This is a genomic window from Streptosporangium sp. NPDC048886 (assembly GCF_055586905.1).
Genome location: NZ_JBVJHH010000002.1, coordinates 339030 through 352897 on the forward strand (window position 1 = coordinate 339030; position 13868 = coordinate 352897).

Annotated in this window: 11 protein-coding genes; 5 read left to right on the plus strand and 6 right to left on the minus strand. The window is 70.8% G+C overall.

Annotated features, from left to right (window positions below):
* Positions 1-74: 74 nt before the first annotated feature.
* Positions 75-1487 (plus strand): bifunctional cytidylyltransferase/SDR family oxidoreductase, encoded by a 1413-nt coding sequence (locus ACZ6R6_RS03730; protein ID WP_306859130.1) that lies wholly within the window; start codon positions 75-77, stop codon positions 1485-1487.
* A 50-nt stretch (positions 1488-1537) separates the two neighbouring features.
* On the plus strand, positions 1538-3328 hold the full coding sequence (locus ACZ6R6_RS03735; RefSeq protein WP_470089916.1) for a CDP-glycerol glycerophosphotransferase family protein: 1791 nt from the start codon (positions 1538-1540) through the stop codon (positions 3326-3328).
* A gap of 21 nt (positions 3329-3349) precedes the next feature.
* Here ACZ6R6_RS03735 and ACZ6R6_RS03740 read toward each other — a convergent pair whose 3' ends face one another.
* Positions 3350-4381, minus strand: coding sequence for a glycosyltransferase family 2 protein (locus ACZ6R6_RS03740; RefSeq protein WP_470089990.1), 1032 nt, complete (start codon positions 4379-4381; stop codon positions 3350-3352).
* A gap of 65 nt (positions 4382-4446) precedes the next feature.
* On the opposite strand from ACZ6R6_RS03740, the gene ACZ6R6_RS03745 reads away from it, so the two are divergent.
* Positions 4447-5967: an LCP family protein gene (locus ACZ6R6_RS03745; RefSeq protein WP_470089918.1), complete on the plus strand. Its 1521-nt coding sequence runs from the start codon at positions 4447-4449 to the stop codon at positions 5965-5967.
* 94 nt (positions 5968-6061) lie between these two features.
* Positions 6062-6409, plus strand: a complete 348-nt coding sequence (locus ACZ6R6_RS03750; protein WP_306859136.1) for an STAS domain-containing protein — start codon at positions 6062-6064, stop codon at positions 6407-6409.
* A 63-nt stretch (positions 6410-6472) separates the two neighbouring features.
* Here ACZ6R6_RS03750 and ACZ6R6_RS03755 read toward each other — a convergent pair whose 3' ends face one another.
* From ACZ6R6_RS03755 to ACZ6R6_RS03765, 3 genes are all read right to left on the minus strand, one after another.
* Positions 6473-7063 carry a dihydrofolate reductase family protein gene (locus ACZ6R6_RS03755; protein WP_470089920.1) on the minus strand — a complete coding sequence of 197 codons (591 nt, stop codon included), beginning with the start codon at positions 7061-7063 and terminating at the stop codon, positions 6473-6475.
* Between the two features lie 772 nt (positions 7064-7835).
* Positions 7836-9293 carry an MDR family MFS transporter gene (locus ACZ6R6_RS03760; protein WP_470089922.1) on the minus strand — a complete coding sequence of 486 codons (1458 nt, stop codon included), beginning with the start codon at positions 9291-9293 and terminating at the stop codon, positions 7836-7838.
* Between the two features lie 567 nt (positions 9294-9860).
* The gene (locus tag ACZ6R6_RS03765; protein ID WP_306859163.1) at positions 9861-11024 is read right to left on the minus strand and encodes an acyl-CoA dehydrogenase family protein; all 1164 of its coding nucleotides are present in this window, start codon (positions 11022-11024) and stop codon (positions 9861-9863) included.
* A gap of 145 nt (positions 11025-11169) precedes the next feature.
* Between ACZ6R6_RS03765 and ACZ6R6_RS03770 the strand changes: the two genes are divergently transcribed.
* Positions 11170-12489, plus strand: coding sequence for a UDP-glucose dehydrogenase family protein (locus ACZ6R6_RS03770; protein ID WP_470089924.1), 1320 nt, complete (start codon positions 11170-11172; stop codon positions 12487-12489).
* A gap of 476 nt (positions 12490-12965) precedes the next feature.
* On the opposite strand, the gene ACZ6R6_RS03775 is transcribed toward ACZ6R6_RS03770, so the two are convergent.
* A complete protein-coding gene (locus tag ACZ6R6_RS03775; RefSeq protein ID WP_470089926.1) occupies positions 12966-13091 on the minus strand; it encodes a hypothetical protein in 126 nt (41 codons plus the stop codon).
* 219 nt (positions 13092-13310) lie between these two features.
* Positions 13311-13814 (minus strand): 5-(carboxyamino)imidazole ribonucleotide mutase, encoded by a 504-nt coding sequence (purE, locus tag ACZ6R6_RS03780; RefSeq protein WP_470089928.1) that lies wholly within the window; start codon positions 13812-13814, stop codon positions 13311-13313.
* Between the last annotated feature and the right edge of the window lie 54 nt (positions 13815-13868).

The window sequence follows — 13868 nt, forward strand, 5'->3', positions numbered from 1 at the left end:
ACGGGAGCGCGACCTGCGATCGGGTACGCACCCATTACGCTCGCCGTATCCAGCCCCGTCGAAGGAAGCAGAACTTGGCCGCTCTCGAACCACGTCTCCGCACCGTCGGGGTCGTCCTTGCCGGCGGAGTCGGCCAGCGCGTCGGTCTCAACACTCCCAAGCAGCTCGTCAAAATCGCCGGGAAGACGATCCTGGAGCACACCCTCGCCCTGTTCAACGGCGCGCCGGAGGTCGACGAGATCATCGTCATGATGACCCCGGGCTTCACCGACGAGGTGGAGCGGATCGTCGCCCGCAACGGCTTCGGGAAGGTCAGCAAGGTCCTGGAGGGCGGCGCGAGCCGTCCCGAGACCACCTGGCGGGCGCTGCGGGCCCTGGGCGCGCAGGAGTGCGACGTGCTCCTGCACGACGCCGTGCGGCCGCTGCTGGAACCGCGGATCATCACCGAGTGCGTGGAGGCCCTGAAGACCTACTCGGCCGTCGACGTGGCGATCCCGAGCTCCGACACGATCCTGGTGGCCGCCCCGGGGCCGCGCGGGGAGATCGTCCGTGACATCCCGGACCGCTCCAGGCTGCGGCGCGGCCAGACGCCGCAGTGCTTCCGGCTCTCGGTGATCCGCGAGGCCTACGAGCGGGCCTTCGCCGACCCCGGCTTCGACCGGCAGCCGCCCACCGACGACTGCGGCGTGGTGCTGCGCTACCTGCCCGACGTGCCGATCTACGTCGTGCCGGGCAGCGAGCACAACATGAAGGTCACCCACCCGGTCGACGTGTTCATCGCCGACAAGCTCTTCCAGCTGGCCGCGGGCAGCGCCCCGGAGCGCTCCGCCTACGCCTACCGGGAGGCCATGGAGGGCAGGACCATGGTGGTCTTCGGCGGCAGCTACGGCATCGGCGCCGACGTGGTCGACCTGGCCCGGCGCCACGGCGCCGAGGTCTTCTCCTTCTCCCGGTCGCTGAACGGGGTGCGCGTGGAGGACGCCCAGGCGGTGAGCGACGCGCTCGACCACGCGGCCAAGGAGACCGGCAGGATCGACTACGTGGTCAACACCGCCGGCGTGCTGCACATGGGCAAGCTCGGCGAGGTCAACGACGCCACGATCGCCGAGACCGTGGGCGTGAACTACCTCGGCCCCGTCAACATCGCCAGGGCCGCCATCGGCCACCTCCGCGACACCCGGGGCCACCTGCTGCTGTACACCTCCTCCTCCTACACGCGGGGCCGGGCCGACTACAGCCTCTACTCCTCGACGAAGGCCGCCGTGGTGAACCTGACCCAGGCCCTCGCCGACGAGTGGGCCGAGTACGGCGTCCGGGTCAACTGCGTCAACCCGGAACGGACCAGCACCCCGATGCGGATCCGGGCCTTCGGTGAGGAACCGGCGCACACCCTGCTCTCGCCGCGCGCCGTGGCGCAGACCTCCATGGACGTGCTCATCTCCGACCTCACCGGGCACGTGATCGACGTCCGCCTCGACGGAACCTGACACAGCGCGTCTACCAGGGCAAACACCACCACTCGGGTTAGCGTCGGAAGATGAAGCGTGATCCTCGCGCCCTGATGGCGTGCGCCGCCGTACTCGGCCCGTACCCACCGCTCGTCGTCACCGCCCTGTGGCCCCTGCCGTGGCCGTTCCTGGCGCTGTGCGCGCTGTCGTACGCGACCGAGATCGCCGTCAGGCGGCGGGCCCGCCGCCTGACGGACCTGCTGAACAGGGTGCACCTGGGCCTCACACTGCGGTTCGCCTTCCGCGAGATGGCCGTGGTCCTCCTGGTCGCGCGTACGGCGGGCACCGACTCGCCCTGGTTGGCGGCCCTGGTCCTGGGGCTGACCGCCCTGCACGGCGTACGGGCCCTGCAGACCGGGCTGGCGATCGCCTACACCCGCGTCCTCAGCCAGCTGCCGGTGCTGACCCGCAACATCGACGGCGTGCCGGAGATCCCGGCGCCCCCGGCCGACATCCTGGTCGGCCACCGGAGCATGCGGACGCTCTACCTCGACGCGCTCCCCGTCGGGGGCGCCGCCCTGGGCGCGGTCCTCGGCACCGACCGCCTGGGCGCGGCCGGGGCGGCGCTCGCGCTGGGCCTCGGGGGCGCGGGCGTGCTCGGCGTCCTGCCCCACCTGCGCCGGGTCCGGCCGCTGCGCAACCGGCGCGCCGTGCTGAAGGCGGCCGGCAGGCGCCTGGCCCGATACCGGCCGGAGGTGATCCTCTACTTCTCCGGGCCGAACGACTCCGCCTACCAGGTCAGCATGTGGCTGCGCCCGCTGGAGCGGATCGACCGGCGGGTCGTGGTGGTCCTGCGGGAGCGGGGGATGCTCCGGACGCTGGGAGAGACCTCGCTGCCGGTGGTCTGCATCCCGTCGGCGGCCGACCTGATGAGCTTCCGGGCGCTCGGTTCGGCCCGGGTGTGCCTGTATCCGTCCAACGTCGGCAAGAACATCCACATGCTGCGCATCCAGGGGATGCGCAGCGTCTTCGTGGGTCACGGGGACAGCGACAAGGAGGCGTCGTTCAACCCGTTCACCAAGGTCTACGACGAGGTCTGGGTGGCCGGGCGGGCCGGGCGCGACCGCTACCTCCGCGCCCGGGTGGGCGTGCGCGACGAGGACATCCACGAGGTGGGCCGCCCGCAGCTCACCGGCGTCCGCACCGCCGGGCCCGGCCTGCCGTACCGTACCGTGCTCTACGCCCCCACCTGGGAGGGGTGGACCGACGACCTGTTCCACACCTCGATCGTCACGATGGGGCCGGCGATCGTCCGGGCCCTGCTCGCCCGCTCCCCCGCGCTCCGGGTGATCTACAAGCCGCATCCGCTGACCGGCCACCGCAACCCCGCCGCCGACCGCGCCCACCGGGAGATCCTCGCGATCCTGGAGAGGGCGGAGCTGTCGCGGTCGATCGCCCGCCACCCCGCCGGCACGGCCCGCGCCGAGCCGATCAGGCACCAGGCCGTCACCGGGCCCCGGCCGCCCCTCTACGAATGCTTCAACCAGGCCGACCTGATGATCGCCGACATCTCCAGCGTGGTGGCGGACTTCATCGCCAGCGGCAAGCCGTACATGGTGACCAACGTGGCGGGGCTGCCGGAGCGGACCTTCCGCGAGCGGTATCCCAGCGCGGAGGCCGGCTATCTGCTCACCGAGGGCCTGAGTGAGCTGCCCGCCGTCCTGGCGGGCCTGGAGCACGCCGAGGAGGACGCCCTGGCGGCCGCCAGGCGCGCGCTGAAGACCTATCTGCTCGGTTCGGGCCCGGACGCCATGGCCCGCTTCAACGGGGCGGTGAACGGCGCCTACGGCCGCGCCGTGCACGGCGGCGGAGACGGCTGAGGCCGTCTCCGCCCGCGCGGATCAGCCCCGCGTCCTCACGGGCCTGCTCAGGCTCTTCGGACTCGTCAGGAAGCCCCAGCCCCATGACATGTGCATGGTGACGTAGGCCAGGGGCAGCCGGAGGAGCGAGGCGGCGGGCAGGCCGCTGCCGGTCACCGCCGAGCCGGCCAGGATCGCCGCCAGGTAGGCGCCGGGGACCAGCAGGCCCGGCCAGAAGAACGGGGAGACGACCAGACCGGCGAGAATGGCCAGCACCGCCGCCGGGGGCGCCAGGTAGCGCAGGTTGATCGTGCCCTCGTGGGTGCGGGCGACGACCCTCCGCCAGCGGCCGTAGTGGAAGTATTGCTTGGCGAGGGCCTTGACCGTGGGCCTGGGCCGGTAGGAGACGCGCATCCGGGGCTGGAACCAGACCAGGCCGCCGGTCTCGCGGATGCGGTGGTTCATCTCCCAGTCCTGCGCCCGCTGGAAGTGCTCGTCGTAGCCGCCGACCCGGTCCAGCGCCTCACGGCGGAAGACGCCGAGGTAGACCGTGTCGGCCGGGCCCGCGGTGCCGCCGGTGTGGAACCGGGCCCCGCCGACGCCGATCTTGGAGGTCATGGCCCGGGCCACGGCCTTCTCGAACGGTGTGACGCCCTCGGCGGCCATGACGCCGCCGACGTTGTCGGCGCCGGTCTCCTCAAGCGTCTCGACCGCGACCTGGAGATAGTCCTCCGGGAGCATGGCGTGGCCGTCCACGCGGGCGATGATCCCGCTGCGGGAGGCGCCGATGGCGGCGTTGAGGGCGTTGGGGGTGCGTCCGGTCGGGTTCGGGACCACGGTCACCCGGGGGTCCTCGGCCGCGATCGCGTCGGCGACCTCCTGGGTCCGGTCCTTGGAGGGGCCGATGGCGAGCACGACCTCGATCGGTCCCGCGTATCGCTGCGCGAGGACCTGGCGCACCGCCTCCCGCAGATGGCGCTCCTCGTTCAGCACCGGGATGACGATGGAGATGGGGGGCCAGACACGTGTCTCGGGAGACGACGCCGGCGCGGGCGAGTCGGGGAACTGCTTCATGGCGTCGCTCACGCTACTGTACGGACGGGTACCTCATCGACCCAGCCGAGCCTAGGGGGCCACGCATGCGCGACCCGGAAGAGGACGACTCGGGTGTGCAGGTGGGCGGTGACGCCTACGGCACCGTCCGGGTCAATCCGCGGCGTGAGCGCAGGTCCGTGCGGGGAGCCCGCTCCCGGCGCCGCGGCCTGTTCGTCGCCGGCGCGCTCTCGTGTCTGGTCCTGAGCAGCTCCGGGGTGACGTGGGCGCTGACGAACTACGCCGAGCGGAAGATCGAGGCGGTCGACGCGGGGGTGCCCGGCTCGCAGTCCACCGGTGCGATGAACATCCTGGTGGTCGGCGTGGACCGGCGCGACAACCTCTCCCGGCAGAAGCAGAACCAGCTCAAACTCGGCCGCGAGAGCGGCGAGCGGACCGACACCATGATGGTGCTCCATCTTTCGGAGGACCACACCAGGGCGACCGTGGTCAGCCTCCCCCGCGACACCTGGACGACGATCCCCGGCAAGGGCGACCACAAGATCAACGCCGCCTACCAGCTCGGCGGCCCGAAGCTCGCCGTGCGGACCGTGCAGAACGCCACCGGGCTGACCATCCACCACTACGTCGAGGTCAACGTGCTCGGCTTCATCGAGGTGGTCGACGCGCTGGGGGGCGTCTCGGTGTGCACCCCGGTCGCGATCAACGACCCGAAGACCGCGCTCACGCTCCAGCCGGGCACCTACTCCCTCGACGGCGTCAAGGCCCTCGCCTACGCCCGCACCCGGGCCACCGCCCGCTCCGACCTCGACCGCATCGACCGCCAGCAGCAGGTGATCTCCGCCATGCTGCACCAGGCGCTCAGCGGCGACACGCTCACCAACCCGGTCAGGCTCGCCTCCTTCGTCGACACCGCCCTCGGCACGCTCCGGGTGGACGACGCCCTCCGCAAGGACCTGCTCGGCCTGGCCAACCAGCTCAAGGACGTCTCCACCGACGACGTGGCCTTCGCCACGGTCCCGCTCGCCGACGTCGACTACAGGACGCCGACCAACGAGTCCGCCGTGCTCTGGGACAAGGACGCGGCCAAAGACCTGTTCCGCCGGATCGCCGCCGACGAGCCGCTCGTCAAGCCCGCCAAGCCCGCCAAGCCCGCCGAGTCCACGGCGAGCCCGGCCGCGACGCCGAGCGCGACGCCGTCCCCCTCGGCCACCGCGCTGACCGTGCCGCCCTCGCGGATCGCGGTCAAGGTGCTCAACGGCACCCCGATCACCGGCCTCGGCGCGCGGACCCGGACGGACCTGCTGAAAGCCGGGTTCCTGGTCCCCGAGGAGGCCGGCGACACCAAGGACAGGGACCACGACAAGACGGTCATCCGATATGGCCCGGGCCGCGAAGACTCGGCGCGGACCCTGGCCGCCGCGCTGTCCGGCGCGGAGACGCGCCTGGTGGAGAACCTCGGCGACCGGATCGAGGTGATCGTCGGCCGGAAGTATCCGGGGGCCAAGAAGGTCACCGTCGACGATGCCGTCAAGCCGTCCGCGACCCCCTCCGCCACCCCCGCCCCCACGGCCAGGACCGCCACCCAGAACATCTGCAAGAAATGAGCCGGGGGCATCACCCGGAACGACCGCAAAAATGAGCTGTGCGCATAAAAGCCTCCCACCAGGGCAGTAAGCCCCCACGGAGGTGATGATCGTGATGCCGGCATTCGATGTTCAGAGTTGGAACAACGGTCCCTGCGTGGTGGTGCGGGCGGCGGGCGAGCTCGACATGGCGGTCGCCCCCAGGCTCCGCGCGGAGGTGGACCGAGCCCTGGAGACCCCCGGTCACCCGTGCCTGGTGATGGACCTGACCGAAGTGCCGTTCTGCGACTCGGTGGGACTGGGCATCCTGGTGGGCGCGCTCACCAGGATCAAGGACACCCACGGCCGTCTCATCCTGGTGGTGAGCCCCGGAATGATCACCCATCTGTTGACGATCACCAATCTCAACCGGCACTTCGAGACGTGCGGGAGCCTGCGCGAGGCCCTCGACGCCGCCGCCTGACCTCTCGGGCCGGCCCGTCCCGCGCACGAGGGGGGCGACTGTGAGAGTGGGTGGCGCGGCCCGCTACCTGCGGACGCGGTAGCAGAGGTGGGTGACCCGGCTGCCCTCGACGACGGTCGGCCCCTCCAGCTCGATGGGCGCGCTCGCCAGGTTGTCGAAGAACCGGATGCCCCTGCCGAGCAGGACGGGCACCAGGTTCACCCAGATCTCATCCAGCAGCCCCGCGTTGAGATACTGCTGGGTGAGGGTGGCGGTGGCGACACCGACCATCTTCTCGCCCGCGACGGCCCGCGCCTGCGCCAGCGCGCTCTCGATCCCGTCGCCGACGAACGTGAAGGGCGCGCCCTCGCGTGGCCAGCCGTCCGGGACGCTGTGGCTGACCACGAACACGGGCACGCCCATGGGGTGGTTGCCGCCCCAGCCCCGGGAGTAGTCGAACAGGCGCCGGCCGCAGATCAGCGCACCGATGTTGGCGAGCCCCTCGCGCAGGCGGCCCGCGCTCGCCTCGGAGGTGCGGAAGGTCCAGCGGGGGTCGGCGGTCGGTACGGTGACCTCGCCGTTGCCGTACCACCCGAACAGGTGCTCCACCCCGTCGGAGGGGTCGGCGACGAAGCCGTCCAGCGACATCGACATGTCGGCGACTACCTTGGCCACAGGGTGACTCCGTTCTCGTGCTGCGCTCCGCGCGTGCCCGTTCCACGTGAGATCCGGCCGCCGGGACACGCCGGTCCGGTGGATCTCGCCGGCCCCGTGGCGCCGCCTCGCCGTGGCGGCGGCCCACCGTGGTTCCGGCCCCGTCTCCGCCTCCCGGTGTGCCGTCACTCCAGAGCCCCGGGGGACGGCACGCCAGGCCCGGTGTCACGCATTAACCCATGCCTGCGCCACCCGCCGCCACGGGATCACCTGATCCCCGGAGAATCATGACCCTTACCGGTGATCTCGCTGGTGCGCCGGCCGTCGAAACGGTGGTCCCGCCCTCCATCACGCCGGGAAGCCGTCGGGCACCCCGCCACCCGCCCGAACACCTCGCGTCCCATGCCCATGAGCCAGTGCCCTGCTGACAGGTCCTACGAGATCTGCTCCTGTCGCTCACGTCCCGTGTCGAAGAAGGCGTTGAGATACTCCTCCGGTTCGAGATCACTGTCTCGGAGAAGGGAGAAGATCTCCGTGCCCGACTCGATCACGTCGGACGGCAGCCCTTGTCCCGTCTCTGACGGAACAGCGACGGGACAGGGTGGTTCCTGAGATCACCGCCCGGCTTCCACAGCCGGGCGGTTCTCCGTCGCCGAACAGCGCTTCGCCGGCTCAAGCCCTGTTTCAGGAGCCGGCGGGCCAGACCATGCGCTGGATCTGGTTGGTGCCCTCGGAGATCTGGGTGATCTCCGATATGTGAACGGCGTCCTCCTTGACCGCCGTCACGCCGGTTTCATCGGCCGGGTCCCTCGAACTCGCCGGCGTTGCCCGCTCGGCCCGGTAGGAGCAGGGCGGTGACAACCACAGCCACGGACAGCACCGCGCCGATGATGAAGGCCAGCCGCATGCCGTCGAGGTTGGCGAGCGCCTCCGTGACCCCTGCGGATCTCAGGGAATCGGCTCGCGCGCTCATCACGGTGACCACGAGTGCGGTGCCGATCGCCGCGGAGACCTGCTGCAGCGTGCTCAGGATCGAGCTGCCATGGGAGTAGAGCGCGGGCGGAACCGCTCCGAGCCCGAGGGTGAACACCGGGGTGAAGGTCGCGGCCAGGCTCACCATCAACAGCGCGTGCAGACCGAGGAGCTGCCAGAACGGCATGGTCATCGTGACCTGGGTGAAGCCGGCGAGCGCGAGCATGATTCCGATCGCGCCGGGGATGACCAGGACCCGGCCGCCGAACCGGTCGAACAGGCGGCCGACGGTCGGACCGAGCAGCCCCATCGCGAGGCCGCCCGGCATCACGAGGAGGCCGGTCTGCAAGGGGCTGAGCGCGCGGACGTTCTGCAGGTACAGCGGCAGCAAGATCATCGAGCCGAGCATCGCCATGAAGGACACCGACATCAGGATCAGCGCGACCGTGTAGGTGCGGTGGCGCAGGGTACGCAGGTCCATCAGCGGCACGCCGCGCTTCTGCAACCGCAGCTGGCGGGCGACGAAGACGGCGATGGCGATCAGGCCGGCCGCCACGAACGCGGTGGCCACGCGGACGTCACCGCCCTCGAACCGGCTGAGCCCGTAGACCAGGCCGCCGAAGCCTGCGGCGGCGGTCACCACGCTCAACCAGTCGATGGTGCTGAACCGGGGCTCTCCGACGTTCTTGAGTTGCTTCAGGCCACGCCATGTGATCACGGCGGCGATGGGGAGCACCACGGCGAACAGCAGCCGCCAGGATCCGAATTGCAGGATCAGTCCCGATACCGTCGGGCCCATCGCGGGCGCGACCGAGATGGCCAGGGTGACGTTGCCCATCACCCGGCCCCGGTCCGACTCGGGCACCACCTGCATCAGCGTGGTCATCAGCAGTGGCATCATCACGGCCGTCCCGGACGCCTGGATGATGCGGGCGCCCAGCAGCACCTCGAACGACGGCGCGACGGCGGCCAACGCCGTGCCGAGCAGGAATAGACCCATCGCGGTGGTGTACGCGCGACGGGTGGACACCCGCTGCAGGAACCACCCGGTGATCGGGATGACAGCGGCCATGGTCAGCATGAAGGCGGTCGAGAGCCACTGCGCGGTCTGCTCTGTGATGTGCAGCGCGCCCATGAGGCTCGGGATCGCATTGATCATGATCGTCTCGTTGAGGATGACCACGAACGTGGCGAGCACCAGCAGCCGGATCACGGCCGGGGTGCGACCCGGAACGACGGTCGCGGTTTTGGCGGGTGAGTCGAGCTGTGGGCTGGGCACGGCACCTCAATCAGGGCAGTCGGGCATGACGTGTTCATGGCTGGCGTCCCAGCCTTGGGTCTCACAAGAAGTTGTGGGCATGCAAAGACTGACCTGCACCACCGACAAAACTCATCGACCGCGCCCAACCTTCTGGCAGATGATGCGAGATGTCACCTGGTTTTCACCCGCGGCGGACGATCTCCAGATCGCGCGAAGGGGCACTCGTATCGCTCCATGGCCTGGGTGGACACCTCGCACACCACACGCCCCGAGGGCCGGGCCACCACGGTAGCGGGCAATACAGGCCGGAAACGGTCCTCGATGCCGGGTGACAGCTTGCACCCGCGGTCGAACGACCTGATGATCCTCCGCGGTGAGAAACGGCTGTCGATCAGCCAGGTCGGCGGCCGCCTCAGGAGGGGACCGGCGCGTGTCCGAGGAGGGAGGGGATCTCCGTGCCCGGCTCGATCACGCCGTACACCAGCAGGTACGCCCGCGCCGGTTCCGGATACTCGAAAGATCACCGCCCGGCTTCCACAGCCGGGCGGTTCTCCGTCGCCGAACAGGGCTTCCCCGGCCCAAGCCCTACTTCAGGAGCTGGCGGGCCATGACCATGCGCTGGATCTGGTTGGTGCCCTCGTAGATCTGGGTGATCTTGGCGTCGCGCATCATGCGCTCCACCGGGTAGTCGCTGGTGTAGCCGTAGCCGCCGAGGAGCTGGACGGCGTCGGTGGTGATCTCCATGGCGGCGTCGGAGGCGGCGCACTTGGCGGCGCTGGAGAAGAACGTGAGGTCCTTCTGCGGCTCGCCGTGCATGGCCAGCTCGGACTTGGCGGCCGCGGCGTAGGTGAGCTGCCGGGCGGCCTCCAGCTTCATCGCCATGTCGGCGACCATGAACTGGACTCCCTGGAAGTCGGCGATGGCCTTGCCGAACTGCTTGCGCTCCTTGACGTAGCCGACCGCGTAGTCCAGCGCGCCCTGGGCGATGCCGAGCGCCTGGGCGGCGATCGTGATGCGCGTGTGGTCCAGGGTGGCCAGGGCGGTCTTGAAACCGGTGCCCGGCTCGCCGATCATCCGCGAGGCGGGGATGCGCACGTCCTCCAGGATGACCTGGCGGGTCGGCGAGCCCTTGATGCCGAGCTTGCGCTCCTTGGGGCCGAAGCTGACGCCCTCGTCGCCCTTCTCCACGACGAACGCGGAGATGCCCCTGGCCCCGGCTCCGGGCTCGGTCACGGCCATCACCGTGTAGTACTCCGACACCCCGGCATTGGTGATCCACATCTTGGCGCCGTTGAGCACGTAGTGATCGCCGTCGGCCACGGCGCGGGTCTTCATCGCGGCGGCGTCGCTGCCCGCCTCGGCCTCGGACAGGGCGTAGGAGAACATCGCCTCACCCCGGGCGACCGGCGCGAGGTAGCGCTGCTTGACCTCCTCGGACGCCGACAGCAGCAGCGGGACGGTCCCCAGCTTGTTGACCGCCGGGATCAGCGAGGACGACGCGCAGGCCCGCGCCACCTCCTCGATGACGATGACGGTGGCGAGGGCGTCGGCCCCCGCCCCGCCGTACTCCTCCGGGACGTGCACGGCGTGCAGGTCGGCGGCGACGAGCGCCTTGTAGACATCCCAGGGGAACTCCCCCGTCTCGTCGGCCTCGGCGGCGCGAGGGGCGATCTTCTCGTCGGCAAGGGCGCGGACGGTCTCCCGGAGCATCTCGTGCTCTTCGGGCAGCGCGTAGAGAGGGAAGCTCATGGGCAAATAGTAGGACGTCCAACAAAGTCTGGACCGATCCATCGCATGTGATATGTGTCCCTACCCGTTTGTGCAGGTGGCGAGCGGCGGGAGGGATACCGATACTCTGACGGCACATAATCGGGCAGAACCGAAAGGAACACCTGTGGCCTACCGCCTGACGATGGTGGGAACCGGATACCTGGGTGCGACGACGTCCGCGTGCATGGCGGAGCTGGGCTTCGAAGTCCTCGGCGTCGACGTCGACGCGGAGAAGATCGCCCGGTTGCAGGCCGGGGATCTGCCCATCTACGAGCCCGGCCTGCAAGAGGTCCTCAGGCGCAACCTCGCCAACGGGCGACTGCGCTTCACCACCTCCTACGAGGAGGCCGCCGCCTTCGGCGACGTGCACTTCCTCTGCCTCGGCACCCCGCAGAAACCCGGCGAGTACGGAGCCGACGTCTCCTACCTGGACACCGCGATCGAGTCGCTGGCCCCCCACCTGAAACGCGAGTGCCTGGTCCTGGGCAAGTCCACCGTCCCCGTGGGCACCGCCCAGCGCCTGGCCGACAAGCTGGCCCGGCTGGCCCCCATCGGCCCGGGCGCCGAGCTGGCCTGGAACCCCGAGTTCCTCCGCGAGGGCTTCGCCGTGAAGGACACCCTGCACCCCGACCGGATCGTGCTGGGTGTGGCCTCCGACAGGGCCGAGAAGATCATGCGCGAGGTGTACGCCCCCATGCTGGAGCAGGGCACCCCGATCGTGATCACCGACTACCCGACCGCCGAGCTGGTCAAGGTCGCCGCCAACGCCTTCCTGGCCACCAAGATCTCATTCATCAACGCGATGGCCGAGGTCTGCGAGGCCTCGCACGCCGATGTCAAGCAGTTGTCGCTGGCGCTCTCCTTCGACGACCGCATCGGCGGCAAGTTCCTCAACCCGGGCCTGGGCTTCGGCGGCGGCTGCCTGCCCAAGGACATCCGCGCCTTCATGGCCCGCGCCGGGGAGCTGGGCGCCGACCAGGCGCTCACCTTCCTGCGCGAGGTGGACGCGATCAACATGCGCCGCCGGGCCCGCATGGTCGACCTGGCCCGCGAGCTGGCCGGCGGCTCCTTCCGCGGGTGCACGGTCGCCGTGCTCGGCGCCGCCTTCAAGCCCAACTCCGACGACATCCGCGACTCGCCCGCCCTCGACGTCGCCGTCAAGATCAGCGAGCAGGGCGGCCGGGTCACCGTCTACGACCCCGTCGCCCAGGAGAACGCCCGTCGGGCCCATCCCGAGCTCTCCTACGGCGACTCCGCCCTGGAGGCCGCCCGGGACGCCCACGTGGTACTGCTGCTGACCGAGTGGCAGGAGTTCGTCGAGCTCGACCCGGAGGCGCTCGGCGCCGTCGTCGCCGCCCGCAAGATCGTCGATGGCCGCAACGCCCTCGACGCCGAGACCTGGCGCGCCTCGGGCTGGCACTACCGCGCCCTCGGCCGCCCCTGACCGGGACGGGCCGGCGGTCCACCCGTCCTTTCACCGGGCCTCTCCACCGTGGGCTCGGCGCCTCAGCCGCGCGCTCCGCGCGTCATGGGAGCGCATGTTGACCGGGGTTCCGTACGGCGTGCACGCGCGTGCCGTGCGGACCCCGGTGCCATACGGGCCTCATCCGCCACACAGGCCCGCGCCGCGCGGGCTCCGGCGCCGTGCGCGCATGCCGTACGGGCCATGCCGTGCGCCCCTGCTGTACGGCCCGGCCACCCGGCGCCGTCCCCATCGGGGCCGGAAGATCCGGTAGGGCGGCTGAAGGGCCTCGCCGGGATTACCGACGCACGGCGGGGGCGTTCACCCGCGCCGCGATCCCCGGCAACGGACCCCACGGACATGGTGTGTGGACGGCCCCGGGTGTCCGCGGCGACGAAGACCGCCGCTCTGCGGGTCTCATGCCGCCCGCACCGGGCGGCGTGCCGGCGGCAGTGGACCTAGCGGGACCCCCCTGAGCTCACGCCCGGCTTGGCGGGCGGGTGCTCGTCGCCCGCTCCCACGCTCGCGAAGACGGCCAGCACGGCCACGGTGAGCCCGAGGACGGCGCGTATCGCATTCCTCATGATTCTCGACCTCCAAGACTTCGGAGGTTCATCCCTTCCCCGGGAAGGGGCGTCTATCCCCGGTGTGCCGCGCCGCGCCCCCGCCCGGAGCAGGACGGCCGGACGGGATCACGAGGGAGCGAGGTGGACGGCAGCGCCGTTTCCCGCTCCGGGGCCATGCCGCCGAGGCGCCCGACCGGTGACCGCGGCGCCGCGCAACCGGGCCCGCGGCCGGGCGGTTCAGGCGCCGAGACCGGCGGCCTCGGCGCGGAGCCTGGCGCCCTTGGCGTGGGCCTGCTCCTTGAGGGACACCTGGAACTCCTCCATCCGGGTCCGCAGGTTCTCGTCGGCGGCGGCGAGGATGCGTACGGCCAGCAGGCCCGCGTTGCGGGCGCCGCCGACGGCGACGGTCGCGACCGGGACCCCGGCGGGCATCTGGACGATCGACAGCAGGGAGTCCATGCCGTCGAGATACTTCAGCGGCACGGGGACGCCGATCACCGGCAGCGGGGTCACCGAGGCGAGCATGCCGGGCAGGTGAGCGGCTCCCCCGGCCCCCGCGATGATCACCTTCAGACCGCGCCCGGCCGCCTGCGCGCCGTAGGCGATCATCTCCTCGGGCATGCGGTGCGCCGAGACCACGTCCGCCTCGAACGCGACCCCGAACTCGGCCAGCGCCTCGGCGGCGAGCCTCATCACCGGCCAGTCGGAGTCGCTGCCCATGACGATGCCGACGGTGGTCATGCCTTCTCCTCGCCTCGCGGCGCACGGGCCGCATCCGCAGTGGTGTCGTGCCGG

Excerpts from the sequence above, each read along its gene's own strand:
- ACZ6R6_RS03735 (WP_470089916.1), top strand. The coding sequence starts at position 1,538 with ATGAAGCGTGATCCTCGCGCCCTGATGGCGTGCGCCGCCGTACTCGGC.
- ACZ6R6_RS03740 (WP_470089990.1), bottom strand. The coding sequence starts at position 4,381 with ATGAAGCAGTTCCCCGACTCGCCCGCGCCGGCGTCGTCTCCCGAGACA.
- ACZ6R6_RS03745 (WP_470089918.1), top strand. The coding sequence starts at position 4,447 with ATGCGCGACCCGGAAGAGGACGACTCGGGTGTGCAGGTGGGCGGTGAC.
- ACZ6R6_RS03750 (WP_306859136.1), top strand. The coding sequence starts at position 6,062 with ATGCCGGCATTCGATGTTCAGAGTTGGAACAACGGTCCCTGCGTGGTG.
- ACZ6R6_RS03765 (WP_306859163.1), bottom strand. The coding sequence starts at position 11,024 with ATGAGCTTCCCTCTCTACGCGCTGCCCGAAGAGCACGAGATGCTCCGG.
- ACZ6R6_RS03775 (WP_470089926.1), bottom strand. The coding sequence starts at position 13,091 with ATGAGGAATGCGATACGCGCCGTCCTCGGGCTCACCGTGGCCGTGCTG.
- purE (WP_470089928.1), bottom strand. The coding sequence starts at position 13,814 with ATGACCACCGTCGGCATCGTCATGGGCAGCGACTCCGACTGGCCGGTG.